Annotated in this window: 28 protein-coding genes and 2 pseudogenes; 10 read left to right on the forward strand and 20 right to left on the reverse strand. The window is 55.7% G+C overall.

Annotated features, from left to right (window positions below):
- Window positions 1-248 precede the first annotated feature (248 nt).
- A complete protein-coding gene (locus CPA42_RS13165) occupies window positions 249-1,577 on the reverse strand; it encodes a condensation domain-containing protein (RefSeq protein ID WP_075261162.1) in 1,329 nt (442 codons plus the stop codon).
- 156 nt (window positions 1,578-1,733) lie between these two features.
- Window positions 1,734-2,153, reverse strand: a pseudogene (locus CPA42_RS13170) (phosphopantetheine-binding protein); the annotation flags it as partial.
- Between CPA42_RS13170 and CPA42_RS13175 the strand changes: the two are divergent.
- A complete protein-coding gene (locus tag CPA42_RS13175; protein WP_002518886.1) occupies window positions 2,115-2,420 on the forward strand; it encodes a hypothetical protein in 306 nt (101 codons plus the stop codon). The pseudogene CPA42_RS13170 and the gene CPA42_RS13175 overlap by 39 nt on opposite strands.
- 51 nt (window positions 2,421-2,471) lie before the next feature.
- Here CPA42_RS13175 and CPA42_RS13180 read toward each other — a convergent pair.
- From CPA42_RS13180 to sbnA, 3 genes and pseudogenes are all read right to left on the reverse strand, one after another.
- A pseudogene (locus tag CPA42_RS13180) lies at window positions 2,472-3,545 on the reverse strand (AMP-binding protein); the annotation flags it as partial.
- Window positions 3,546-3,552: 7 nt separating this feature from the next.
- Complete coding sequence (sbnB, locus tag CPA42_RS06925; protein ID WP_002516564.1) at window positions 3,553-4,542, reverse strand: 2,3-diaminopropionate biosynthesis protein SbnB; 990 nt, start codon at window positions 4,540-4,542, stop codon at window positions 3,553-3,555.
- Window positions 4,543-5,544, reverse strand: a complete 1,002-nt coding sequence (sbnA, locus tag CPA42_RS06930; protein ID WP_002513414.1) for a 2,3-diaminopropionate biosynthesis protein SbnA — start codon at window positions 5,542-5,544, stop codon at window positions 4,543-4,545.
- 190 nt (window positions 5,545-5,734) lie between these two features.
- Here sbnA and CPA42_RS06935 point away from each other — a divergent pair, with 190 nt between their 5' ends.
- Complete coding sequence (locus tag CPA42_RS06935) at window positions 5,735-6,559, forward strand: 4'-phosphopantetheinyl transferase family protein (protein WP_002516566.1); 825 nt, start codon at window positions 5,735-5,737, stop codon at window positions 6,557-6,559.
- Between the two features lie 95 nt (window positions 6,560-6,654).
- On the opposite strand, the gene CPA42_RS13555 is transcribed toward CPA42_RS06935, so the two are convergent.
- The 6 genes from CPA42_RS13555 to CPA42_RS06970 all read right to left on the reverse strand — a co-directional run bounded on the left by CPA42_RS13555 (window position 6,655) and on the right by CPA42_RS06970 (window position 12,527).
- Window positions 6,655-7,347: a ParB N-terminal domain-containing protein gene (locus CPA42_RS13555; protein WP_002522300.1), complete on the reverse strand. Its 693-nt coding sequence runs from the start codon at window positions 7,345-7,347 to the stop codon at window positions 6,655-6,657.
- Window positions 7,348-8,271: 924 nt separating this feature from the next.
- A complete protein-coding gene (locus tag CPA42_RS06950; RefSeq protein WP_002516565.1) occupies window positions 8,272-9,069 on the reverse strand; it encodes a helix-turn-helix domain-containing protein in 798 nt (265 codons plus the stop codon).
- Complete coding sequence (locus CPA42_RS06955) at window positions 9,062-10,768, reverse strand: hypothetical protein (RefSeq protein WP_002519377.1); 1,707 nt, start codon at window positions 10,766-10,768, stop codon at window positions 9,062-9,064. Before CPA42_RS06955 ends, CPA42_RS06950 begins: the two co-directional genes overlap by 8 nt.
- The gene (locus tag CPA42_RS06960; RefSeq protein WP_002513409.1) at window positions 10,765-11,286 is read right to left on the reverse strand and encodes a hypothetical protein; all 522 of its coding nucleotides are present in this window, start codon (window positions 11,284-11,286) and stop codon (window positions 10,765-10,767) included. Before CPA42_RS06960 ends, CPA42_RS06955 begins: the two co-directional genes overlap by 4 nt.
- A 69-nt stretch (window positions 11,287-11,355) precedes the next feature.
- Window positions 11,356-11,916, reverse strand: coding sequence for a GNAT family N-acetyltransferase (locus tag CPA42_RS06965; RefSeq protein WP_002516567.1), 561 nt, complete (start codon window positions 11,914-11,916; stop codon window positions 11,356-11,358).
- Window positions 11,913-12,527 (reverse strand): hypothetical protein, encoded by a 615-nt coding sequence (locus CPA42_RS06970; protein ID WP_002519659.1) that lies wholly within the window; start codon window positions 12,525-12,527, stop codon window positions 11,913-11,915. Before CPA42_RS06970 ends, CPA42_RS06965 begins: the two co-directional genes overlap by 4 nt.
- 28 nt (window positions 12,528-12,555) lie before the next feature.
- Here CPA42_RS06970 and CPA42_RS06975 point away from each other — a divergent pair, with 28 nt between their 5' ends.
- The 3 genes from CPA42_RS06975 to CPA42_RS06985 are packed head-to-tail and all read left to right on the forward strand — an operon-like array spanning window position 12,556 to window position 13,962.
- Window positions 12,556-12,804: a hypothetical protein gene (locus CPA42_RS06975; RefSeq protein ID WP_002513405.1), complete on the forward strand. Its 249-nt coding sequence runs from the start codon at window positions 12,556-12,558 to the stop codon at window positions 12,802-12,804.
- Between the two features lie 16 nt (window positions 12,805-12,820).
- A complete protein-coding gene (locus CPA42_RS06980) occupies window positions 12,821-13,402 on the forward strand; it encodes a hypothetical protein (RefSeq protein WP_002513404.1) in 582 nt (193 codons plus the stop codon).
- Between the two features lie 14 nt (window positions 13,403-13,416).
- Window positions 13,417-13,962 carry a hypothetical protein gene (locus CPA42_RS06985; RefSeq protein ID WP_002519448.1) on the forward strand — a complete coding sequence of 182 codons (546 nt, stop codon included), beginning with the start codon at window positions 13,417-13,419 and terminating at the stop codon, window positions 13,960-13,962.
- Window positions 13,963-14,069: 107 nt separating this feature from the next.
- On the opposite strand, the gene CPA42_RS13185 is transcribed toward CPA42_RS06985, so the two are convergent.
- The 3 genes from CPA42_RS13185 to CPA42_RS13565 all read right to left on the reverse strand — a co-directional run bounded on the left by CPA42_RS13185 (window position 14,070) and on the right by CPA42_RS13565 (window position 14,994).
- Window positions 14,070-14,375: a hypothetical protein gene (locus tag CPA42_RS13185; protein WP_002516396.1), complete on the reverse strand. Its 306-nt coding sequence runs from the start codon at window positions 14,373-14,375 to the stop codon at window positions 14,070-14,072.
- Window positions 14,372-14,689 (reverse strand): IolC protein, encoded by a 318-nt coding sequence (locus CPA42_RS13560; protein ID WP_002513401.1) that lies wholly within the window; start codon window positions 14,687-14,689, stop codon window positions 14,372-14,374. Before CPA42_RS13560 ends, CPA42_RS13185 begins: the two co-directional genes overlap by 4 nt.
- A gap of 101 nt (window positions 14,690-14,790) precedes the next feature.
- Window positions 14,791-14,994 carry a hypothetical protein gene (locus tag CPA42_RS13565; RefSeq protein WP_002519446.1) on the reverse strand — a complete coding sequence of 68 codons (204 nt, stop codon included), beginning with the start codon at window positions 14,992-14,994 and terminating at the stop codon, window positions 14,791-14,793.
- Between the two features lie 669 nt (window positions 14,995-15,663).
- Between CPA42_RS13565 and CPA42_RS07010 the strand changes: the two genes are divergently transcribed.
- Window positions 15,664-15,822, forward strand: a complete 159-nt coding sequence (locus CPA42_RS07010) for a hypothetical protein (RefSeq protein ID WP_002516405.1) — start codon at window positions 15,664-15,666, stop codon at window positions 15,820-15,822.
- A 140-nt stretch (window positions 15,823-15,962) separates the two neighbouring features.
- Complete coding sequence (locus CPA42_RS07015; protein WP_002516397.1) at window positions 15,963-16,325, forward strand: ribbon-helix-helix domain-containing protein; 363 nt, start codon at window positions 15,963-15,965, stop codon at window positions 16,323-16,325.
- 107 nt (window positions 16,326-16,432) lie between these two features.
- Here the strand turns inward: CPA42_RS07015 and CPA42_RS07020 are convergent, their stop codons facing one another.
- Window positions 16,433-16,648 carry a hypothetical protein gene (locus CPA42_RS07020; RefSeq protein ID WP_002519445.1) on the reverse strand — a complete coding sequence of 72 codons (216 nt, stop codon included), beginning with the start codon at window positions 16,646-16,648 and terminating at the stop codon, window positions 16,433-16,435.
- 14 nt (window positions 16,649-16,662) lie between these two features.
- On the opposite strand from CPA42_RS07020, the gene CPA42_RS07025 reads away from it, so the two are divergent.
- Complete coding sequence (locus tag CPA42_RS07025) at window positions 16,663-17,115, forward strand: hypothetical protein (RefSeq protein WP_002519444.1); 453 nt, start codon at window positions 16,663-16,665, stop codon at window positions 17,113-17,115.
- Between the two features lie 389 nt (window positions 17,116-17,504).
- Here CPA42_RS07025 and CPA42_RS07030 read toward each other — a convergent pair whose 3' ends face one another.
- The 3 genes from CPA42_RS07030 to CPA42_RS07040 form a co-directional block, all read right to left on the reverse strand.
- Entirely contained in the window at window positions 17,505-17,990 is a 486-nt protein-coding gene (locus CPA42_RS07030; protein WP_002519443.1) for a universal stress protein, read from the reverse strand.
- Window positions 17,991-18,165: 175 nt separating this feature from the next.
- A complete protein-coding gene (locus CPA42_RS07035) occupies window positions 18,166-18,729 on the reverse strand; it encodes a PPA1309 family protein (protein ID WP_002513396.1) in 564 nt (187 codons plus the stop codon).
- Window positions 18,726-19,874 carry a YlbL family protein gene (locus tag CPA42_RS07040; RefSeq protein ID WP_002519441.1) on the reverse strand — a complete coding sequence of 383 codons (1,149 nt, stop codon included), beginning with the start codon at window positions 19,872-19,874 and terminating at the stop codon, window positions 18,726-18,728. Before CPA42_RS07040 ends, CPA42_RS07035 begins: the two co-directional genes overlap by 4 nt.
- An 86-nt stretch (window positions 19,875-19,960) precedes the next feature.
- On the opposite strand from CPA42_RS07040, the gene CPA42_RS07045 reads away from it, so the two are divergent.
- Window positions 19,961-21,322: a zinc-dependent metalloprotease gene (locus CPA42_RS07045; RefSeq protein WP_002516387.1), complete on the forward strand. Its 1,362-nt coding sequence runs from the start codon at window positions 19,961-19,963 to the stop codon at window positions 21,320-21,322.
- Here the strand turns inward: CPA42_RS07045 and CPA42_RS07050 are convergent.
- Window positions 21,310-21,936 (reverse strand): M48 metallopeptidase family protein, encoded by a 627-nt coding sequence (locus tag CPA42_RS07050; protein WP_002519440.1) that lies wholly within the window; start codon window positions 21,934-21,936, stop codon window positions 21,310-21,312. The genes CPA42_RS07045 and CPA42_RS07050 overlap by 13 nt on opposite strands.
- 128 nt (window positions 21,937-22,064) lie before the next feature.
- Between CPA42_RS07050 and CPA42_RS07055 the strand changes: the two genes are divergently transcribed.
- Window positions 22,065-23,021: a hypothetical protein gene (locus CPA42_RS07055; RefSeq protein ID WP_002519439.1), complete on the forward strand. Its 957-nt coding sequence runs from the start codon at window positions 22,065-22,067 to the stop codon at window positions 23,019-23,021.
- On the opposite strand, the gene CPA42_RS07060 is transcribed toward CPA42_RS07055, so the two are convergent.
- Window positions 22,967-25,087, reverse strand: coding sequence for an ATP-dependent DNA helicase UvrD2 (locus CPA42_RS07060; RefSeq protein ID WP_002516423.1), 2,121 nt, complete (start codon window positions 25,085-25,087; stop codon window positions 22,967-22,969). The two genes, CPA42_RS07055 and CPA42_RS07060, sit on opposite strands and share 55 nt — an antisense overlap.
- Window positions 25,088-25,127: the final 40 nt, after the last annotated feature.

The following is a 25,127-nucleotide window of genomic DNA, read 5'->3' on the forward strand; positions in this document are numbered from 1 at the left end:
CAGCTGCTATTACAAGGGCAACAGATTTAGCAGATAAATCAAGTCGAGCAGCAAAAGTAACGCCCTCACTTTGCTCTCGGTTGAACCACCTTCTCCACGCAAGGATATTTTTAACTAGCTGTTCCCATGAGCATTGCTCGCCGGCGGGACCGGTCAGACAGACATCACCTGGTTTCTGAATGACTATATTACGAAACCGCTCCAGCAAATCATGTGACGGTTGCATCTTTATCTCCCTTCATACTACATCAATAGCTTTTGAGCATTGTTATCTGAGATGTATCACAATCATTAAGGGCAGTTTTTATGGCATTAGCGACAGTCGTCTTCCCTGAGAGCCAATCAGAGGTAAGGAACCACGCTGTAAGAGCCAGTACTTTATTAGCGCGTTCTGGTGTCACATACGCCACTTTATAAGCAAGTTGCAGGGTATAATCTTCGCCGTGTCGCTGGATATAAAGAGACGCATCATATTTCGTAAACCCAGTATTCAATTCAGTTAAGTGAAGGCTTCGATCACCATCCCAAAACTCCAGAGACGGGTAAGTAAGCATATTCACCATCGTGCTAAACAATGGATCCTCGTTCGTGTGATCAGCGAACTCAGAAACAACCTTGCTAAATACGCTGTCACCGAATGAGACAGCTTCAGTCACATTAGATATCATCGAACGTACTGTGTCACTAATTTTCTTTTCGACATCTATACGAGTTCGTATTGCAATCATGTTAAGCATCAGAGTTGGGACGCCAATTTCATACTCATCGTTTCGCCCTGCTACTGGTGCACCGACAACAAAATCATGTTGGTCAGAGACCGCTGCCAACGCTAACGAATAAGCAGCCACGAATACTGCAAATGGGCTTGTACTCAATGCATGCGCAGTGGAACGGATCTCAGCAGTCGCTTCGTCATCTAGAGAGACCTCTATAACAGAAGCAGCGTAGGGATCACACGAATTATTTAATGTATCGCGCAATGGGAAACATGATTTCACTCCATCGAGTGATTTTGACCAAAATTTTCGTGCTTCAGCGGATATCTCTTTAGGTTTCGACAGATGTTGGAAATATTCTAAAACTGAAGTCATAGCTGTCTTGACTTCGATTTCCTGATCGTCCATGTTACGACACTTAAAAAGAGAAATTAACTGTTCCATGAACTTCATTGCTCCCCAGCCATCGATAAGGATCTCGTTCATGGTCAAAACGAACCAGGTAGAATATCCATTTATACGGATCTCGTCCACGGCGATAGCGGGACCTTCCTCCAGGTTAAAAGGGACTGCTGCTTTCATCCAACAGATCTCACGAGCCTCTTGCGCAGAGGCCACTTCGTGTATTGAGATTTCATCCATATCGATAGCAGAGATAGGAAACGTCTGTGTAAATCTCCCAGTTGAATCCACTCCAAACTTCGCCATTAGCTGTGGATTCGCCCGTAATGCCTGGCCAAGAGCACGACGGATTCTATCGGTGTTCGGCCCAGCGCATTCTAACAATATCTGATAATTATAGTAAGGGCTTTCAGGCTCCAGTAGCCATTGAAAATAAATTCCTTGCTGAGCCGGATTCATATCACACGTCAAAGGAATTTTGACGTCATCGAAGCGGGAAGGAGATCTTTTTGCAGAGGTCGATTTCTTCGGAGATATCTGTTGTGCTTGATATTCTTTTGCTAGAGAGCCTAACGTATATGAAGAAAGCAAATCTCGTACTCTTACGTAAGATCCTCGTGAGCGGACAATATTGGCTAGCTGAATGGCTCGAAGAGAATCGCCTCCGGATTCGATGAATGTTAGTTCTGGATTCACAGGAGTGCCAAGCACGTCCTGAACGAGAAGAATGAAAGAGTCCTGATTCTGTTCAACTCTACCGGGAATGGATCCCTCTCTTGACTCTTGAATATCATTCAGTAACAGTTCCCCAGCACGGCGCTCTAATAACTTAATATCTACCTTGCCATTTGAAGTAGTGGGAATATCAGTAACCTTTATCCAACGGGATGGACACATCACTCTCGGGAGACTGCTTTTCGCGCGATTATTAAGCATTTTGGGAGTAACTAAACAATCGGCGCGAGGAAGATAGAATGCGGCCAAGCTAGCGTCTCCTTGGCGAAGAAACTGGTGCGTTGTTTCTCGGAGCACCATTGCGCGACTTTCACGGACACGAGGGTGGAATTTAACCACTACAACGTCTTCAAGCTCTGGGATTTCTCGAAGGATACGATTTTCGATTTCACCGGGCTCAATCCGTACTCCACTAATTTTTATCTGTCGATCAGCGCGGCCATCGTAAACCAGTTGACCATCCGCTCGCTGATGAACGAGATCTCCGGTGCGGTATATTCGGAATGGGTATCCGTCAATCCTGGCAAATGCTTGAGCGGTTTTATCTGGGCTTCCGATATAACCTAAACCCACACAAAGACCAGCAACAAAAAGCTCACCTTGCGCTCCAGGAGGAACTGGACGCCAAGTACCTTCTGCATACTCTAGGACGTATAAAGACGTATTAGGTATTGGAATTCCGATGGGAACTTCACCTGAGTTAAGCGATTCGCCATCCACGATCGCATGCGTTACATCGTCAGAACATTCTGTAGGACCATACGCATTAATTAACGGGACAGACGGGAATTTTTCTGCCCAGTCTTTAGCCAACCGAAGGGGTAATTCTTCGCCAGTCACCAGAACATACTCAAGCCCAGAGAAAGACACGCTTGGCCCAATTTCGTGAATAAGTTCACGAAATACTGTCGGAACTAGTTCAATGTGTGTTATATGTTTCTCTTTCAGTAAAGAAAAAAGCTCATGTGGATCCTGTGAAATACCGTTGGGGACGATACGTACTGCACCGCCTACCAGTAAGGCCGAGCAAAATTGCCAAATGGATACATCAAAGGTGGTGGGTGCCGTCTGGGCCACAACTGAGTCAGCACCAAGATGAAGGAGATGGGCTTTGCTATGCAAGTGATTCATCATGCCCATATGCGCGATTAGCGCACCTTTCGGTTCACCTGTGCTACCCGAGGTGAAAAAGCAGTAGCTTGGAGCGTTGAAAGGATCATCCACACGCTCCAGAAATGTGACTCCTAATGGTGCCTTTGCTTCCGTTACGTGCGAGGTATTTTCAGTGAAAATGGCGGCCGCGTTCGTGATCGTCTTAATATGTTTACGACGAGCCTCTGGCCACTGAGGATCAATGGGTATATAGATGGCACCTACGGCACTACAAGCTAGGATATCGACAAGACATTCGATACCGCGCGAGTGCTCTGAAATGACTACTCTCCCAAAGGCATGTTTCTTTTCCAAGAGATAGGCTCGATTGTTAACTCGATTCAATAACATTTCGTAGGTGATTTCTTCACCATGAATATCTATTACGGCAACGTGATGTGAAGTGATCTGGGCCCATTCAACTAAATACGAGTAGAGTGTGCGTTCTAAAGGCCAGTCGACGTTTTCCCCGACCAGTGCACTCCGGGTAGCGAGCAAGCTCAACCCATTTTTTTCCAAACTTTTGGTAAGGTTTATCACTCTATATTCACCGTTTCATGTCTCCGTGAAAGTCTGGAACACGTAATCCATCGCCGGATATTTGAACGTGCTCGTACAAGCTTTGAGCAACAGCAAGGTCCAAAATTCCTAAACCAAAAGGAGAGAATACGGTTGGATGATCAGGGTCAAGCTGCTTCTCAGAGCATATGAATTCCGCCAGTGTGCCTGTGATGAAATTTCGATTTCCGTTCAATTTTTCGAGGAGGTGGGGTGTAGTGTTTGCCTTCAGGCAATGTTCAACATCATCAAACACGTTATTAGCCGTTCGAATGGTCTCAGGGTGTAAATCACGAAGCGAGATATTGAGAACGAGCTGGTTCGGTTGGAAACGTACACTCATCGGCACATAAGGAGTTCCGGCGCTGGTGGCTAATAGCACGAGATCACAGCCAAGAGCTTCTTCTAAACTGGCTACCGAACACTCGGGGCCGTGGCGAGTGACTATACGTGCGACTAATTCACTATTTAAGTCGTGAATTTTCACTGGAACCGCTGTCGTGTATAGCGACTTAATAAAATGTAAAGTTGTCTGTGCGATAGGGCCACTGCCTACTACACCGATACTCGTAGGAGCACCGTGAAGAACTCGAACTGCAAGCGCAGCCGAGGCAGCTGTACGAGCCGCACTAATGCGGCTGGCCTCGATGAACGCATAAGCATAGCCGTTATCTGTGTTATTTAGCACGATGACTGCTGAAGCTCTTTGTAGCCCATGATCAACATTCTCAGGAAAGCTAGAAATCCATTTAATTCCCGACACACAGGTTTGATCATTGATATAAGATGGCAACGCTATGATACGATCTCGTGGAGTATCTGGAAACCGAAGAAAATAACTATCGGGACATACTGTATTTCCAGCGTGATGTGCTCGATAAACACGTTCAACAAGATCGATGAGAAACGACTCTCTGCCTTTTAAAAATGTTTCGACAAGCTTGGCGTCTATAATTAGCATTTCACCATATTTCGTCATTTAAATACCTTCCGTTTCTTTCACTTCGTGCGCAACAGGACGAATGGCATAATTAAATGCTGATTCCCCAAAGTTTTCCATAACCCAATCGTCGTTATATACTCCATCCAGATACCTTTCACCAAGATCCGGCGCAATAATGACAACGCGGCTTCCCTCGGGAATTTTATCTCGAAGAGCATCAAAAGCTGCTAGCACAGTGCCAGTCGATCCGCCCGGTAAAAATCCTTCTACCTGCGCAATGCGTCGGCACTGTCTCACGGTATCGATTTCATCAATATAATACCGTTTTAGAGGAAATTTTTCGTCAAAGATTGGTGGCTTTACACTAGCGCCTAGACCAGGGATATATCGCCGCGAAGGAGCTCCTCCGAAAGTCACTGAACCAGTGCTATCAATAGCACAAACTTTGGTGCATGAACCACGCTTCATGACAGCCCTAGATACACCCATAAGCGTGCCAGTGGTACCAGCACCTACAAATAGGTAATCAGGATCTCCTAACTCTTCGACGATCGCTCTATATGTCTTCTTGGAATGAACCTCAGGATTGGCTACATTTTCGTACTGGTTTGTCCATAAAGGCCCTCCTGGCATCTCTACTAATTCGCGAACTCTAGCAAGTCGCGTCCCAAGAAATCCGCCCGCTGCATCCAATGATTGAACAACTTCCACTTCCGCGCCCAGTGCACGCATATGCGAAATCGACCTTGAATTTGCATTCACATCTGTAACAATTGTTAATTTGTATCCTCGGCGCGCACATACACCGGAAAGTGCTATGCCTAAACTCCCAGAAGAAGACTCTACGACCCAACCTCCTGGCTGAAGACCATGAAGCTTTTCTAAGCTATCGACGAGTGCAATAGCCGTCTTGAGTTTTACGGAACCAGCAGTGTTTAAACCTTCTAATTTTGCGTAAACATCATGTTTAGGAAATGAATTTTTCAAGCGGACAAATTGAGAGTTTTCATCTAGTTCTTCAATAGATCCTGCAATCATTTATGTGCTCCTACTGCGCATGACATGCCATCGGAAGTTTTCATAACATACAAGCAAATTATAATGAGGAGTCTTGTACAGGCTATGGGCGTTATTAGAAGAGGTTTAGGCAAGAAGTTACGGATCTTGATCATGTTGATCCTGCCTACGAATGGCGTTGATAGAATGACAGAGACAACAACACATATGCGTGACCTCCCTAGTGATACACGCTGAAGTAACTTGTCACCTACTTCATGAGCTAGTCTATCTCCTTATAGGACCACATAAAAGAGAGGACCAAAAATTGATCTACATCTCTCGTGTGTCACTCGATACATTCCCCAAGAGTGCCTTGCCACAGCTGATGGAAAGAGCTAGTCCTGAACGACGAGATAGAGCACGAAGATACGTGCGAATCGATGACTGCTTGCGCTGCCTCATAGCTGACGAACTCCGGGCCTATTCATTGAAGCTTGATTACAAGGTGCCAGTACAGTCAGAGGTATCGAAGAACGCTTTCGGGAAGCCGCTACTAGCAAACTGCGATGGTCCTAAGTTCAACTTGTCGCACGATGGGAAGTGGATTGTCTGTGCCACAAGCCCACATCCTGTAGGCGTAGACGTCGAGGCAGTCGCTGAGCCAGGTTTAGCGGTAGTCTCGAACGATTTTTCAGTGGAAGAAGTGGAGGCCTTGCGGACAACCGCTACGGCTCCCCTCTCCATCGCTCGAGCGATGATCTGGACACGGAAGGAGGCATACCTCAAATATCTGGGGTTGGGTCTCACTGTTCAGTTAGATTCTTTTTCAGTAATAGATCAAACCTTGCTGTCGCCAGCTGAAGGGATGACAGACGGTATTCAGTTTTATAGTTGGTGCGATGCCGATAACTCGCATGTGATCTCTGTCTGTGGCCACGGCGAGGAAGTCGTCATCTCTTGCGTCAGCGGGCAAGAATTACTAGATGGACTGCCACCATCTCACTGTTCAGAAGAACCTCAAGAGCAACTTCGTTGGTTGCCCAATCTTAGTTAAGATCATTTTGTAATTATCAAAATTCCAAGTCGCCTCGAGAAAAGCATTAACAGAGATCATATCTCACCAGGAGAGATGCGGCTTAAATATCTCTTTCAATCCTTCATGACAGCTAGGCTCTTCACCTCGTCACGATCAAGTACTGGATCACTCATGATAGATTTTTCGCGCTCAGCAATGCATCGTGGGCACTTTTTGAAAAAAACTGATCCGAAACGAGTTATACCTGCTGGTAGTGGCCCGTAATTAGTAGCTATCTTGGCTATAGCCCCCCATGAAGGAAGAACCCATTCCACAGACTGTCCTTGAGCAGGTACATCCGCTGAACGTCGATAATAAAATCCACCCAAGAGCTCCGCAAGATCCCAATAAGCATAAAATAGATCCGAGGCCAAATCGCTCTTCGAATGGACTTCTTGTCGCAAGTCACCATCGTGTAAAATAGCGATAGTGGATCCCCGATCCTCCCCATGCACCAATGGTGGCATGAAAGAAAATTTCCGAGTATTATAGACATGTACCCAACCAGATACGGATTGCTCTGGAGCCATCGGGACAACATGTGCTGGTATGGAATCGAATCCTAAATAAAAAGCTGCTCGACACCTGTGGGCTCCATCAAGGATGATGTAAGGTTCCCCTTGGGCTACGTGGATGCTTTCTCGTAATGCTTCATGTTCTAGCAATTTTGTAAGACGCTTGAGACGCAAAGTCTCACATTCCTCATGCCATACGAGTTGGTTTAGCGGAAGATACGATGATAACTCACAGCTACTACTAATTTTCATCAATTTCATCAACTCTCAATGCACTATTAATGGCAACCTGGTCTTGAGATATCCGATCTATGACTCGGACCACTTTTTCATTGAGTAAGACAGTTTCTAGTATGTTTACTACGAATAAGGAAAACTTTCTTCAATTTTACCTTAGGGAAAGATATCTCATAGTTCCGCATCACGACTATTGAAATTTGCAGATCGACCGACTTCTATAACCGATAAATTATGGGCGACTACAGCGATGTCTGTCGAGGCACCAACGATGACTCTCGACAGCCCTGGACCTGCACTATCTCTTTTTTGGGGGGCGCGGGATGGAACCCATCGCATTGGCAATGCCTGACAGATCATGCTCTTCCGATCCTTGTCCATACTTAACTGATGACCGCAGAAGCACAGATGCGGTAGGCATGGGCGGTGTCCGGATCATCCCCCCTTGGGAGCCAAGAGACCGTCGTTGATCACTACGTCGAACAAGGCCTGCAGGATAGGTTTACAAAACCGATCCGCCGCTACCACCAGTTCCGACACAAGCTTACGTACCATTGTTGATGCCATATCGCTCCTTCACAGAAGCGTTCCGGGGGGCTCGCAGACGGCATTGGCACCTTGGCACCGATGTCCGTGAATCCACAACGGAACCTGAAACTGCCCCACACGGTCTGATGCTCCGACTTTCGTCAGCTTCCCCAGATCATCCGGGGCATCAATCCATTACCAGATTGACACTTAGCACTGTACCCTCACCAAGACCACACCAGCATCGAGGACGGCGGGAGAGAGGCGAACCCGCCACCACACGATGCACAAATACAAAAATACATAGGCATCATGATGCTCTTGGGCATCTCGCATACCCCCGTACGGTGCCCAAACTCAATCCCTACGCAAAGCTCGCAGGCCTAAGTCTGCCCATCAAAATCATGGCTTTCACCAAACATCGATTTCTACACCGACTAGCCGACCCCTATCGGCGACATTGCCATACTGCTGACCCGCCTGGTCCTCTAGCCACGACAACGCATCCCGGAACATCCGCACGTCTTCCAAAGCGAAACCGCAGTCGTAGCCGCCCTTATCCCCCAACCGCACCATCTGGAGCTCCCGACGGCCACCTTCATCGACTTCGATCCATAGTTTCGCGTGCATCCGCTGGCCGCGGCCTTCTGACAGGATCTCGGTGAGCAGATCGGAGGCTTGTCCTCGCGCATCCTCGTTGTCGCGAGGGAATTGGAGTGTGTGGGAAGAACGGTGGTGGGGCAAGTTTGTGACCTCGTGACGCAGCAGGTTGCGCTTGCGCATCTGCCGTTCGAGGCGCTCGGGCTGACTCGTTGACGGGGTTGTGCCGTGGCGGCGTTTCCTCGGCAGGGTTTCAATGTGTTCCTCGCCCAGCACCTCCTCGTCGGACTGTTGTGGTGCGCGGCTTCGTCTCGGGTGCAGGAGTTCGGCATCCGGTTCGGTGGGACGGTGAGATGGTTTTCCGCGCTTACCGCGTACCTTCGCGGTCCGGCCTTTGCGATCATGCCGACGCCGCGGCGGGGTAACCTCCTCGCCCCGCTCCAACTGTGTTAACGCCTCGACCAGGTTGGTGCCAGGCTTAAGCCCTTTTAGCACGAACCGCACCAGGCGGGGGTCTCGGCCGATTCGTCGGGCAATCTCGGCTTGGCTCCACCCTTCGGCTAACAGGGTGCGCACCAGGTCCTGAGCCCGATTGTCACGCTCAGTCACTGGTCGCCTCCTCGGGGAGTCCTACTTGCTCGGCCTGCTCTGATAGAGCAGCCCGCTCCGATCCGGTCTGAGGCGCTTCCAAAGGGCCCGGCAAGACACCTTTGACACGCAGCCGCCCGTCCTTGCCGTCATCGCCGCCCCCCTGGGCCACAGGGAGCGCCCAGGGGGGCACGTTGCTGGTGTAGATGGCGTCGCCGTGGATAGCCAGCACGGTGCGGGAGTTCATGCGTAGTGCTCCTCCCTTGGTTGTGGCGTTTTTTCCGGTGGTGGGGTCGGCGATGGGTGTGTTGAGGGTGCGTACGCGGGACAGGGCCCAGATGCGGGCGGCGATTTCGGGGTGCCAGGTGTCGGGGTCGGGGCGGCGGCGGGCGGTTTGGTATTGGTAGGCGATGGTGTCACCGGTTTTGTTGCGGATGACGTCGAAGCCTTCGATGTCGGAGGGGATGTCGTCGGCGTCGTAGACGACGGTGGTGGTGACGGGGTTGGAGGCCGACATTTGGCCGATGGTCACGCGCAGCATGTTTTTCAACGCGGAGGTGAGGATTGTCGTGGCGGTGGGGTTTTTGTCTGCCCAGCGTTTCTCGGCGATGTCGATCATGTCTTGGATGGTTTTGACCCATCCTCGGATGGGATCGACTTTGGTCAGTTTGATCCCTTCGAGGAACTCGATGGGCTGGGTGATGGGCCCATCTGGTCCGGCTTCGGTGTCCCAGCCTTCGTCGATGGCTAGTTTCAGTTCGGCGGTATCGACCCATGTTTCGTGGGTGGTGCCGGGCACGTTGGGCCAAAACCATCCTGCTCGTCCTTTGGTGCGTTTGACCGGTAGTAGGCCGATGTCGTCCCACCAGGATGGCACGGTGAAGCGGATGTGGTAGCGGGCCGGGTGCCAGGGGTTGTTGGTGAACAGGTCGCGGGCTTCGGTGGCGCTGAGCAGAGTGGCGGGTGCGGCACCGATCTCTCCGGTCACTGATCCGGCATACATGAATCGGCCGTCGATGTACACGAAGTTAGGGATAGGGCCGGCAGGCACGGTGGGGCGCCAGCCCTTTTCGCGGTCCTCGGGGTTGCCGTCGTCGACGCATAGTTCGTAGCGGTGCTGAGGGGAGGTGTGTTGGATGAGTGCGCCCAGTTCGGGGTCCATCGGCTCCATGCGATAGGACTCGGGGGTCCGTAGCTTCCAGAGGTTGATTCCTTCTGCTCCGGGGCGGTCCATGAGGGCCCAGTCGCGGTCGATTCTGGTGGCGATGATGTGGGTTAATTCGCGCCATGCCCAGCGGGCCTGGATTGGGGTGAGGGTCTGGCCAGGGAACCATTCATCAGCGACCAGAATGTCGAGGTTGCGGTCGGTTTCTTTGTGGGTGAACCGGCCTCGGGCGGGCCGCCCGGACAGCATGAACAGGCCCCGCACGTGCCAGTCCTGGTTGAACTCGCGGGTGTGAGCGGGGGTGTCAGGCAGCAGCCAGGATTGAGGCTGGTCGGGGATGTTACCGCAGACGATCAGGCGTCGGGCGTTGTGGTGTAGCGCGGTTGTTAGCAGGTCTGACAGGGTCGCGTGCTTGGTGCGTCGTCCCCCCAGCACTGGCAGGATCTCGTTTCCGGCCGCGTCGACTCCCCGGGCGGTGTCGATGTCTAGCCACACTGTTTCGGGGTCGGGGGGCCGATGTGGGGCGGGACGGCGCTGCTCCTGGTCGTCTCTCATGGTTTCCTCCTTTGGGCCAGGGAGCGGCCGGCGTCGAGGGCGTTCATGCGCTCGCGTTGTTCTTCGCGTAGTTGGTAGACCCGGCCTCGTGACACTCCTGCTGCCTCGGCGATGGTGGTGGCCGGCAGGTGGCCGATGGCGGCAGCGTCGGCAAGGACGTCACGCCAGGCCAGGTCAATGGTTCCCAGCTGGGCTAGAGCTTCGTCGCGGCGGCGGGTGGCATCAGCCACTACGGAGGCCCACCCTGTGGGGTGGATGGTCTTGACGACGATTCGGTTGTGGCGGATGGGGCCCCATGCATCAGCGGGGACTTGCCAGCCGTGATTGGCGGCGGACTCGGTGATCTTGAGGCGTCGCTCAGGTGCGCGGGTGCGGGCAGTGACGTCGGTGTTCCAGGTCTGGACTGGTACCCACGTCCCCTCTCGGATGCGTTCGATGACGCACGTGGTGACCTCGTCGGTGACTGTGATGACCAGACGATAATCTTTCCCGTCTGGGGTGGTTCGGTAGCTGGGCATGTCACCCTCCCCTATCTGTCAAATGAGCTAGACACAGTGTCTATTTAATTTGACGCAAAGTCAAGTGTGCTAGACGCCTTTGTGTGGATCCGCCCGCCCAGACAGGCACTCACGTCTCATGACCCGCCGCGACGTCTTAACGAAACCAAACCGCTTATAGAACCGCTCCGCAGCGGGCCCGGAGGGCTTCAGTTCGAGGGTGAGACCGTGCTCGTCGGCCCATTGGCAGACTTGTGTGAGGATCTGTGAGCCGTGGCCTTGAGTGTGGGGGACGGCGTGGACGCACATGAGCATGGGGCCGTGGCGGCGCGCTGGCGGGGCCACGTAGGCTCCGCCATGCCAGTCCGGTGTGGTCTGCCAGCTTCGCCATGTCGCGGTACGCCAGTGGTGGGCTTCGAGGGCCACCATGATCACCGCGACGACGACGAGCGTTGCGGCCCCGATCATGGCCAGCTCACCCTGACCAGGCCAGTTCCCGCAGATGATCCAGTCTCTTAACGCCCAGATGATCGCGGCTTCCACGCCTGCTGCGATCGGGATGAGCAAGGCAGAACGAAGGTGTCCTGCCATGATCTCGGTGATCTCGCTGCGATGCCATGACAAGGAGAATTCCCACGACTCTTGAATCATGCTGATGTGTGAACGGCTTCTTCGGCTTCGCCCTGCCATAGTTTCTCCAAACGACGCTCAGCCAGCTCGTCGGGACACGGCGACAGCCTGCCGCACTCGGAGCAGACCCCGAAGTGGCGCGAGAGAGTGATGACCGGCTCGTCGGGAGCATGAACCGACTCGATGCCCGGGTGCTGCTCATCGGTGAGTCCCGAAGCGTGGCTGATCTCGATCAGACGGAGGTGGACCATGCCGTCGTAGCTGTCGGCTCTCTCGACATGGAACGGGTAGGAGCCGTCCGCGGTGTGGCCTGCAACCAGGTCCCCGATCTTCAACTGGCTGGCGGTCATGGTTCGCACCGGCGGCAGCGGGGTCCGGGTCGCGTTGATCCTCATGGTCTCTCCTTGCTTCTGCGCCTTCATAGATGAAGGTGCCACAGCCGGGGTTGATGTGCGGAACCACAGCCACTTTTTCAATAAATCCATCACCACGGTCTCACCCCTTCCCAAATGTGTAAACCATGATTTACACATTTGGGGCATGATCGAACCCACAACCATCTCCACCACGCCCCGCGTGGCCATCATCTCCCCCAGCGGGCCAGCACGGTTCTGGGGCGAGCCTCCCAGCATCGCACTGCGCCGACACGGCCGGTCCCCCATGAGGTCCCTTCCTTCCGGGGCCCTGCTGCTGGTGTGGGACGTCACCGTTTTGACCGGGCCCACTCTCGGCCACCGCGTGCGTCCTCTCAGTAAGGACGCCGAGCTGACTGCCCGGCGCTGGCTCGACCAGGTCGCCGACAACCCCGGCTTCCTCGACACCCTTATCGAGGCCGCCCGCATCACCGATGGATGGCATCACGCGACGCCTCCGCACATTCAGGCCCCTTACCGGACCCTTCATCAGTGAACGGAGGTACAACGACATGACCAGCGACATTGACATTGACCGGACCCACAAACCCGACGACCGCGCCGAGGCTCCTCTTTACCGGTCCTGGGCCAGGAGACTCGTGCACGTCTCCGGGATGCCCTGGCGTATCGTCGCCGCCTTGGCCGGGGTCTCCCCCACCTCCATGCACCGGCTTCTATTCGGCCGCAACGGTCGACCCGTGGAATGGATCGGCATCAATGATGCTCGCGCCCTGATGGATATCGGCATCGATGATCTCGCCTCAGCGTCCACCGACCGTATCCCGGCCCGCGAATCCCGCGAGCTGTTGGTAGCCCTGCACACCCTCGGCTGGACCGATGAGCATCTAAGCCGCTGGCTGACCAGTTCCGACCTCGACCTGGCCACCACCCCCAAGGCCCTCTACGTCACCCGGCTATCCGCCGCCCGCATCCAGGCCACCTACGACATGCTCATCAGCCAGCCCGTCCGCCGCTGCGGCCACCCCCGCACCCCGCCTATCTCGTCCCAGACTCCGGTTACCTCGCCCCAGCCCGGGCCCGAGGATGCCGAAACGTTCCAGCCCGCCCTGTTCGAGCTAGCCGACTGCGCATGAGACCCCACACAAACATGGTTGAATCGAAGGGCTCAGCCAGCAGCCAGTTACCAGGAGTCCCCGTGCGTCTATACCGCGCTGTTCTTACCCACACCGACATCCAGATCACCGTCCGCATCTGGAGCACCACCGACCACGACTGGACCTGGACTCCCCTCGACACCTGGACCCCCGACCCGACCCCGACCACACCAGCCCAACTGGCCGACGAACTCCACCGACACGGATGGACCACCCCCGAGGACCCCACCACCCTCACCAAGGTGACTGTGATCCCCGAGAACTGGCAGGCCCTCGTCGACCACGCCCTCGCTGCCCGAAACCACCAAGCCAACCAGCTGCGCGTCGCCGAGAACATCCTCACCGACATCCTCGGCGACGCCGCCGACGCTGGCCTTTCCGTGACCTTCCTCGCCCAGGCTGCCGGATTGTCCCGAGCTGCCTTCTACAAACGCAGCGCTAAGACCATCAACTCTATGAGGCACGCCGACCAGCCGCGCGAAGACCCCTCCCAGCTCACCCGAGCCGAGAAAACAGCACTCAGCCTGGGCGACGAGTGATCCTCACACCTCCTGCGACAGCCCGGCCGTGGAGCCTTCCCACACGTGTCTAGCCAGCACTGACCGGGAAAACCTATTCGCGGCACCACACCGGGCCCACTCACCAGTCACCTACACCCCCGACTGCCCCTCGCGAAGACCCAACCAGCGAACCAAGTCCCCAATGCGCCCACCACGATCAGCACACCCACGGCGACCACCAGGTGGGAAGCACTAACCGACCCCAACAACCCAAGATCAAACAGGCCCTGCCCGGGAACGCCGAGCAGCCCGTGATCGCGAAGCCATGCTCCGAGATGACCGATGATTTTAGGGGCCATCTTCTTCAGCAGGGCTATCCCTCCGATACCAACAACGATGAAGGCGAGGATTTCTTCGCATCCGTTGTTTCCTTCTCCGGTGGGGCCGTTCATGCTGCCTTCTCGGGGTGGACGGCCAGCCAGCCGATGAGGTTGTCGGCGACCTGTCCTGAGGTTTCGATCAGTTCGACCTGTCCGGCCTGCCATGCGCGCGATGCGCCGGCCAGCAGTGATGCCGGGGCCCCTGCTGCGCGGCTGAGAGAAGCGACTTCAGTCAAGGCGGTGCGTAGCTCCTCGATGGCGCTTTCGATGTACCAGCCGCTGTCGGTACTGGTCTCGGTGGCGTCGGTGGCGGTGATAAGGGCGTCGGTGAGGTTGTTGACGGCATGGTCGAGATCAGCGATGCTCGGTAAAGCTACGGGAGTCACGGTGTGTTTTCCTTCCAGGGATGCCTTCACTGGTAAAGGTTCCCTGGGTCCGGCCGATGTGCGGTGATTTAAGAAAGATGCTCCGCATCAAGTCGTTTGAGTCAGGAAAATTCGGCTAGAACGGCACCAAGGTTCGCTCCCACTCGTCCAAACCTGTGGCGGGGCTGCCCCTGTCTGAACGCACATGCGTGTGCACTGTCTGCGGGATGATCCTGGACCGCGGCATCAACGCCGCGGTCAGCCCCGCTCGCTAGCCACGATGGGCACAGGAGAGCGGCCGAGACCGGGCGCAGCCCCTCCGACATCATGCGCACCGCCCTCATCGACTACCTCGATGCCGCAAGCTAACATCACCTCACATGCACGCGCTACAAGGAAGTCATGCAGGCGACAGCATGAATCACGATCTCACCCCAAGATAATGATCTTGGGATTCTGAGCCGGGTCAATCCATCGCAGCGTGTTAGTCAGCTTTGACAGTGAGTCCATACTCACACACCCAGCAGTGTAACGCGTCGCATAATGCAAAAAGATCGCTGCCCCCGACTCAGCACCATGACGCGCCGGCGAGCCATAGTTGAAATCCAGTACGGCTGCTTGCCGGTACTGACGGCCCACGTAGCTCGTTGTCCGACTTCGACAACGCGCGACAGTCCTGACGCCACCGGTTGTAATCAGGGGCAGTGGGATCACCGATCCACCACGAGCACGAATTGATCCGCCGATACGGCAACTTCGTCCCCGGATCACCAGCACCGAAAGCAAAGACGACCCCGTAGACACCTGATGGGGCGTCATATCACCCTGAATACACTGAGATCCTGACGTGACACCGCGCAGCCCAAAATGAGCTCCCACACCCGACGCCGAGACTCTTATCCAACCGCGCGACAACCCGCACGGCAGAGCGGTCGACCTCACTACACGCCACCCCTCGACGCGCCCGAAAACGGTCGTTTTCGAACGCTCGGCTTATGACCCCACAGCGTCGTACAATATTTACTGCGCGCATTATCCTTAAGCGGAGCGCTAAAAAACACCGTTTTACCGAGGCTGACGTGCTCTACGAGATGCGCAATGCCCTGACTGTTGAAGAGGATTTCGAGGCGTCAAGAATTCCCAAGACATGGTGATCCGAGCCTGCATATTAGGCCTGCCTTGTCCGGGGTGGCCATTGAGGTCATGGGGTACACGCGGTCAGATCACACACTCGTAATTTTCCATGACATGAAGTGTCGAAAGAAAACCTTTGAATTAATGAGGAGGAAGAACAATGACTGACGAACTTGACGCGGAGTTGGCTGCATGGGCTGAGTCGGATGCACCCGTGACCGTGCCGGGCCGGATACTTCGTGGCGCAGCTGCTCGTGCTGCTGGGCGCCGCGCGTTGGCGTGGGCTGGATATCCCAATGTCGAAGCTGGCCGGACCACTCGTGCCGGGACCGGGCGCAGTCAAACAGGCAACTTGCGGCACCGCCAAGTACGCCTCGATGTTGTGACAGATGCGCGGCTCGATGATCTCGCGACTAAGACTGGACGCAAGCCCGCTGACATTATGCGCTCGGCTATTAGCGCCTACCTTGACGCCGCCGGGGATACAACGGTTTATCTTCGCGATAAAAGTAGGGAGAGATGACGAGAACCCAGAGTGGGTTTGGCCTTGGAGTCTGAGCTGGTCTTCAAGCATTCCGCTGTCCCTTACTCGCTGAGGCGGTGGCGCGGCAGCCGGCCGCGCCACCGCCTTCACCGTTGGTTCTTACGTCTCTGTTTCGCGGCCATCTGCTCGATCGAGTCGCGGATCAGATCGTCGGCGCTAACCGGGGAGAAGTAATGTACATTCCGGGCTACCGACGCCTCTGTTATAGACATATATAACCCGTTGATGTCAATAGAAATGGGAACTCTCAGCTTTTTGGTGAGTTTATGTATTCGAGGCCAGGATGTGGCGTGGCTATTCATGGCCCCGACGCTCCATGCATCATTCCTCGGCTGAGATTGACTTAGACAGCTCGGTGTTAGTGCCGAAGGTGGCGAGTTTTGAGGACGAGGGCGGGGATAAGTTCGTTGAGCTGATTGACGTCGAGGGTTCCGTTCATTCCGGCGGCGAGTTAGGCGGTTATGGTGTGGTCGACGTTGGTGATCGTGCCAGTGATACTGAAGGCAAAGGTATGCAGATGAACTTCAGTACTTGGCTGCACGTGCGTCTTGGAACACTGGAGATCCAAACAATGGATTTACATCGGAGATTTTCACGCTTTTCGACCACATCCAACCCAACATATCCTCCCAAATTATTTAGACAATCCTGCCACGCATGCGGGCGCACTCACGGTGCACATAGTTTTCCACTCCCCATAGGATGCAAACGGTGTCGAGCAGAACACTCAGAACAAGGACTTCAGGATGAGTCAATTCGTAGACATTGAACCCTCATACGCAATAACACCACTCCAGCAAGAAAATTTCTAGAGATACCCCCAAAAGGTAGGTGCTCCCCCACCGCTTTCTCCTTGGGTATCGTCTCCAATATGTAAGATAGCACAGTTTATTCAGAAAATAACGAGATTGAGCGGCCACGTCGACCAGAGTTTCTCAGATCGTCCGGATCACATGTGATTCGTCGCAGACTCTACAAAACTGGCCAGAACTCGCCTCAAACCGGATGTTCGAAGGGAGGATTCATGCCCCACAGCACGCCTGACGTGCAAGAACATGCGCGAGGCGCAGCCGTCACGTCAGTCCGGCAGCAAGCCCGTTGGAGATAAGGAACGTCCGATGAGATGGCGACGAACAGCGGCCCACGATCCTGCTGCCATCACGAGCAGAGTGGGTGTTTCCAATCCTCGCCTCGAAGCGGCACGATGATGACCGGCCGCAGCTGACGGCGTCCCAACTGCACGGCAACCGAGCCGTCCAACCACTCCTGAACGCCAGCGCGGAACCCGGGCCTACGGGTACCAAGGACGAAACATCCAGCGTTGATGGTGTGAGCTAGATGCGCCAACTGCTGATCCGGCAAACCAGACAGATATACCAGCTCCCAATCCGCTTCCGGATAGTCAGACATGAAAGCGTCGAGAGCGCTATAAATGGCTGACTTGGCAGTTTCCATTGAGATCCGCTGCGCTGTCGGGTCAAGCGGATGGCTGGTGTCGGGGTTCGACGGACTAGAGACTCGGTCCGTCGCCACGTGCGCGAACACAATTTTGCTGCCCATGGCCTTCGCGTATTCGACACCCGTCTCCAACACCGGCTTCGGGATGCCCGGCATGATCGCGACGATCACAGGACGGCACTTCATCGTTCCGCGAGGTGAACGCTGATATCTTCCGGGCGTGCGACGTGGCCCGTGGTCGGTCTGGTCCTGGACACGGACCTGTTCATGGACTGGTTGATGATCCGTCATGATCGTCTCCTAGATGTGGCGGCACCACCGCGCACATTACCGACCAGAAGGCAGTTTTCGCGCCAAGTCGTCAGCGCAGGGTCTCCAGCACGGCTGATTCCAGCGCAGGCACCAGATCAATCGAGCCAAGAAGCTCGTCGGGGTGCTCGACGAGACGGGCGACACCGTAGTGGCTTCCATCGCGAAGCGCCCCGGCCACCACTCGTACCTCTTGACGTTTCGGATGAGCAGCTACAAACGCCGCAGCTTTTTCCGGATCGTGAGGTATCTCATCGGCGCAGTCATCGGGTAAGAATATCCTCTCGACGCAGATAGCGGCCCCATCCACAGCATCACCCCACGTCGTGGTGGCAAGGGCCTGAGCAAGGTCTTCACCGGGACGAAAGTCGTCCTGCTCGATACTGGACAAGCTGTCATGGCTACCGATGGCAAGCTGACCAGCCAGCGCTGGCTCAGCTTTCACAAGATCGACGGTACGCACCAGCGCGAATAGACGAGGCGGACCGCCCCAGCTCGACGAAGCAACAAACCTCTCGATCTCAGTCAAGCACGCAATCAAGGCATCATCAGCCGACTCTGATACTCCCTGTGCGACCTGGGGATCCTGCGTCATCTCCACGTCCTCATCATTCAACAATGCGGTATTCCCGTTCCCCCGGCACGGATTTTCTGGATAGCAGCGATGGCGTCCTTAAGACTCGATACTTTGACCAGTCTCATGGAAGTCTCGACTCCACTTATATCGCGGCAGTTGCCGGCTGGAACGAGGAAGATCTTCGCACCGTCGCGCTCAGCTCCCGCGATCTTCTCTTGAATTCCGCCAATAGCAACAACGTTACCGTCTGGGGAAATGCCGCCAGTTCCCGCGATCCGCAGTGAACCGATGAGGTCGTTCGGGGCCACCATTTGGTAAATCGACAATGCCATCGCAAGCCCAGCAGATGGACCGACGATATCCCCCGGAATGTTATAGGTGATCGTTGGGGTATATCGGTAGCCCGTATCGATAGTGACACCTACTGCCGGGGCGCGTCGATCACTTACTGACGAAACTGTCGTCACCGCAATGGTTTTCACAGACGAATTGCGCAGAACCACAAACACGACGGTGTCCCCCACCGTATGTTTCCGGACGGCCTTGCCGACGTCGAGAACGGAGGCCATTGGTTTCCCATCCACCTTCTCAATGAGATCCCCGGGCGCGAGTTTTCCATGCGCCGGACCTGCGGCACTGACAGCACTGACCATGGGCATCTCAGTGACAGGTTGACCGGCAGCTCGTAAAGCGGCCACGGCGGCGTCACGCTCTGATGTGTCCATCATGTACGACTCATCAGCATCGACCTGCTGAGGAGACCGTCCCGGCGGGTAAATGGCCTCCCGCTGAAGTACGTCATGGTCCGCGCGCAGATGAGCGACTAACGCCTCGGCCATGCTGAGACGTGAATCAGCACGGGTGATAGAGACGGTCGTCATCCGCATCTCGCCCTCACCGTGCCGAGTGGTCAAGCCGTCGACCTGAATCATTGGCTTGCCCCGTTCGTTCGTCGAGAGCAGATTCACGGTCTGGCCGGGAGACCGCGCCACGAACGGGATCGGGACGAGAATTAAGGCCAAGACGCATAGCAACACGACGAGGGCAGACGAGATCGCTGTCCAGCGAGTAGGAAAGCGCGCCGTTTGCCGGATTTCGGTCTCGACCGTTGCTATTACGTTGGCGGACGCGCCAGAGTCATGCGCCTGCGACGTGGGCGTGGTTGGCTCGGACATGATGGTCATGTTAGCCGCTGCGAACGATGACTTTTCCACGACTGCCACAGCCCTAGACTTGGTTAAGACCGCACGACGAGCGAACGGAGACGGGAATGAACGACGGACCCCAGAATCCTGGGCAACCCGACCCCGAGGAGATGGCTGAGCAATTGCGTCGCATGATGCAGCAGTTAGGCCTACCCGTCAGCGGTGATCTCACCTCATTTATGACACAGTTGTCACAGATGTTCGGATCCGGTAGTTCGGTAGGGTTTGGCATGCCCGGGACAAACCCGAGTGATGGACCAGTCGACTGGTCTCACATCAAAGACATGGCTAGGCACATCACCGCTTCCCATGGCCCTGACCCGGCGCCAGGTCAGCAGGAACGCACAGTTTTACTCGATGCGTCCCGTCTTGCAGAGAGCTGGCTCGACCGCGAATGCGAGTTCGCTCAGGTGAACGTCCAGCCAGCGTGCTGGAGTCGTGCAGAGTGGATTGAACATACCTTCTCCTCCTGGCAGTCTGTCGTCGAGCCAGTGCTGTTCTCCCTCACGGAAGCCATGACCGGGCTGATGTCCCCGGGCGGCCCCAACGATCCGATGGCCGCACTTACCCAGATGATGGGCCCGGTACTGCGCAGGATGTCAGCGATGCTGTACGGGGCCCAGCTGGCCCAGGGGCTCGCAGAATTGTCGACCTCAACAGTCACCGGCAGCGAGATTGGCCTACAGGTGCTATCTGTACCCCAAGTCGTCATCCTCCCCACCAATATCGCCGCCGCGTGGAACGACCTAGACCTCGATCCGAGGGACGTTGAGCTCTACCTCGTACTGCGTGAATCCGCTCGCCAACGCCTATTCAACGCGGTGAGCTGGCTCGGCCCGCAACTGCTAGCCCTGGTCGAGCATTATGCTCGCGAGATCCGCATCGATTCCTCGGCTATTGAAGATGCCATCGACATTGACGACCTCTCCCAGCTGACGCCAGAAAAAGCCCAGGAAATGTCGGAGCGTTTACGGGGACGCCTCTTCGAGCCAACCCGCACACCAGAGCAGGATGGCGTGCTTCAGCGTCTAGAGACCCTGTTGGCACTTATTGAGGGATGGGTTGACGAGGTAACCTTCCAGGTTGCTCGCACCTGGCTTCCTAGTCACGATCAGCTTGCCGAGGCGGTACGACGTCGCCGTGCCACATCCGGCCCTGCAGAGGTCTTCTTCCAGTCCTTGCTCGGTCTCGAGTTACGTCCCCGCCGGGTGCGCGATGCCGTAAATCTGTGGGCAGCGCTGCGCGAGGCCCGAGGAACAGTCGGGCGGGACCATGTGTGGAACCACCCCGACCTCGTCCCCACTGCCGCCGACCTCGACGATCCACTGGGCTATGTCTCGGGAGATCGCCAAGATCCCTCGGAGGGCGGCGACGACCTCGACGCTGAGTTAGAGAAGCTGCTGCGAGATCACGGTCACGACGACTGATCCGCTGGGTTATCGTCAGGATCGTTCCTGGTGTTATCAGCTTCCCCGGAAACAGCCCACTGAAAACCAGTCAGAAAACCCTCCGCCCGTTCGGCGTTAGGGAACCCGGCGAGCAATTCGTGAAATCGTCGATTGTGATGGCCCTCCACGAGGTGGCAAAGCTCGTGGGCTAAGACATGGTCAACGACCCAGTCGGGGAATCCGATCATGCGGTCAGACAGCCTAATCTGACCGGTCGACGGCGTGCATGAACCCCAGCGGCTGTTCTGATTGGACACCCACCGCACCGACGCCGGCTCGACCGTGTCGTTGACACGCGGATCGAGATACTTCTGGCACAACCGAAGGGCGCGCCGAGTCAGTTCGTCATTGCTGTCATGGTGTCGCCGACGAGCATCGGACTTCGTCACCTTGTCCACCAGTTCCATCACTTGACGATCCTGGTCAGCCTTTCGCATACCCATGGGCACCATGACGAGGACGGAACTCCCCTCCATCCTGGCGCTCAAGGTGCGACGTCTACGAGCGCTACGTCGAATGATGATCTCAGGTCTACCATCTCGTGCCTCGATGATCTCGTCCGGAACAGCCATGTCAGCCATAACGCCCATCATGCCGGGTGAGAAGGACACTTTTGACACCACTGACTTCGGCAAAAGGACGTACGAAGTTGACGAGAACTAGAGCCTGTCCTAGATTGACGTTAGCCTCCGGATCTCAGATGTGCAGGGGAAGGCACATCGTGATGGTCCGGGGGTTTTATGTATCTGTATCGTTCCCAGTCAGCTTCGGTAGCGTCCTGACGACGTGTTGTCCCAACGGCATGAGATGTTGTCCGAATGGTTCAAGTTGTTGCCCATTTTCCTCATGGTGTTGCCCGTTTCTTCGCCGGGACTTACGTAAGCTCCCAGGTCCTGGGAAAACTCAGGTCATGCACGTTGAACTTGATTGTCCTTGGGTCTCGGTTTCAGGCGGGTTACGCCTCCTCGCTCCGGATGGCCGGTCTTTCCGACTGCGCGGCGCGACGGCAAGCGCCGATGGACATGTCGAAGTCCCGGCAAAAGTTGCGCATCACTTATATGAAGCGGGCGTAGCCACCGAGCCCTGCGATCTTCGAGTGGCGGTCGTCAGTGATCATGGCTGTTCCGACGATCTGGTGCGGGGTCTCACAGCGCGTCGCATCGACATCACAACGTGGGTAAGAACGCCTGAGCCCGGAAACACCCGCGATCTTCGTCGCATCAGTGGGCATGCCAATCTTGACGTTCATGTCGTTGTTATTTGCCCCCGCACCCTCCTCGGAGGCCGCGATGTGGCCGAGCAATGTCATCGCGCGGGGATCCCGTCGGTCGTCGCATGGGGACGCCATCATTGGGCCGTGCTTGGCCCTATCAGCGATGGCAGCCCCGGATGCCAACACTGTGCTGACATGGCGATGGCAGCCCGCGACCCTGACTGGGTGACGATGGCTCGCAGTATGAAGGAGGGGGAGTACGATCCCGCAGTCACCGAGTGGCTTGTCAATCGAATTGAACGTGCCGCACTATCTATCCGCGACTCGACGGTCTCCCGTCGACCGAAAACCTTCCACGTGCGTACCATTGCCGGCGAACGCAGTATTGAGGTGCCAGCCCAGCCTGGATGTCACTGTTGGTTATCCGAGGAACCGTGCAGCACCTTGATGAGATCAGCCGCGTAAAGATCGGCCTTGCGCCTACCAATTCCGGGGACCTGCAATAAACTTTCCATAGAGTTAGGTCGTTTCTCCGCCACGCCCAGCAAGGTAGCGTCCGTGAGAATGACGAAAGCTGGCACTCGATCGGCTTCCGCGCGTTCGCTGCGCCACTGCCGCAACCTCTCGACGAGAACTGGGTCGACCCCCACCTCGCAGGCAAGGTGATGGCCGAGTTTTCGGTCTCTGGCCGCCGTAAGGGCTTTGCCGCACACCGAGCAGACTGTGATCGTGGCACGACGTTTCCGGCGATGTCGCGGGGGTTTGTCGGTCGTTTCCCCCGTCCCAGGGAGGCCGCGCAAAAATCGCGAGATCCCCTGCCGGTCCCGGTTCCCTCCAGACCACGAGTACGAGACCCACAGGTCTCGTCGTGCTCGAGTTACGCCAACATGCAACAACCGGCGTTCCGAAGCCACCTCAGCCGGAGCTTCAGCCATGATGAAGGGCACCATCGTGTCATTTATGCCATAGAGGGCCACGACATCCCATTCGAGCCCCTTAGATGCATGCAAGGTTGCCAAGGTAACGCCGTCGCCGACCGGCGCCTCCTGAGTGGCCGCCCGACGGGAGAACACGGCTGCCAGTTCTTCCAGCGTCCTCGTCCCGTCGTCTACAACCGAGACCGTCAGGTCGTGCAAAGCTTGCAACGATTCCCACCGTTGCCGGACATCACCTTCTCCGTCGGGCGCAATAGCCGACCAACCTTGAGCTGCGAGTATCCGATCAAAAGCCCGTAGCGGATCCGCACCTGGTTCATCAGCAGCAAGCCGAGCCAAAGCGTCAAGGCTGCGTCGCACCTCGCCCCTGTCATAGAAGCGCTCAGACCCCTTCACAAGATATGGGATGGACCTCTCGGCCAGCGCGGTCTCAAGCTGGGCTGCCTGAGAATTAATCCGGTACAAGACGGCAATCTCAGACCATGGGATTCCCGCAGCATGGCGCGATTCAATCCACATTGCTACAGCTGAAGCTTCGGAGGCATCGTCCCCGAGAGCTTGATAGATGGGCTCGGGACCGGATCGACCCCGCGAAACCAATGTGACTCCCCTGCCATGTTCCAAAGCCTCCTCTGGAGTCATACGGTTGACAAGAACTTCATTGGCCAACTGAACGATCTCGGGAGTGGAGCGGTAGTTGCGAACCAAATCGATGCGTTTAGCGCCAGGATGATCGGCAACGAAGTCGAGGAGGTAGTCAGCTCGTGCGCCTGCATAAGAGTGAATGGCCTGGTGCGGATCTCCCACGACGCATACATCATTTCGATCGCCAAACCACAGTTCAAGCAACCTATGCTGCAGCGGAGAAACGTCCTGGTATTCGTCGACAACGAAATGTCGGTACCGAGCCCGAATCTCCTCAGTGATGTCACGGTGCTGAACCAACAATCCCACCGCGCACAACAAAATATCGTCCAGATCAATGACGCAGCGTTCCCTCTTCACAGCCTCATATCCAGCGAGGACGCGTCCTACGTCAGTTGCCGAAACTCCCGCCACCACCCGGCCTTCCGCCCTAGCCAGGGATGCGTATTGATCAGTCGGCACATTTGAGACCTTCGCCCACGAGATCTCGGCGGACAAGTCGCGCAGCAGCGCCTTGTCATTGCCCAGACCAATGCGATGGGTCGTCTCCGCCACCATCGAGAAACGAGAATCACTCACCGGTGGCAACTCACAGTTATATGCACGAGGCCAGAAAAACTTGATCTGCCGCAACGCCGCAGAATGAATAGTGCGAGCCTGCACACCAACAACCCCCAGATCGGCGAGTCGACCTCTCATCGTGCCAGCTGCCTTAGTCGTAAAAGTGACCGCGAGGGTACGACGCGGATCAAGCTTGCCTGTCACTGCGCCGTAGGCAATGCGATGAGTGACAGCACGAGTTTTACCTGTCCCGGCACCAGCTATGACGCACACTGGAACATCGAAGGTCTTCGCAACCTTAACCTGTTCAGGATCCAGTGCCGCCAGAATCGCATCTGCCGTTCGGGTTCTCACAGCGATCACCATAAGGGTCGTGACCGACAGCAACATGCCGCCGTGGCATTGTGAGTGTTCCGCACGTGTACCACAG

It is taken from the genome of Cutibacterium acnes, from assembly GCF_003030305.1.
GTDB classification, from domain to species: domain Bacteria; phylum Actinomycetota; class Actinomycetes; order Propionibacteriales; family Propionibacteriaceae; genus Cutibacterium; species Cutibacterium acnes.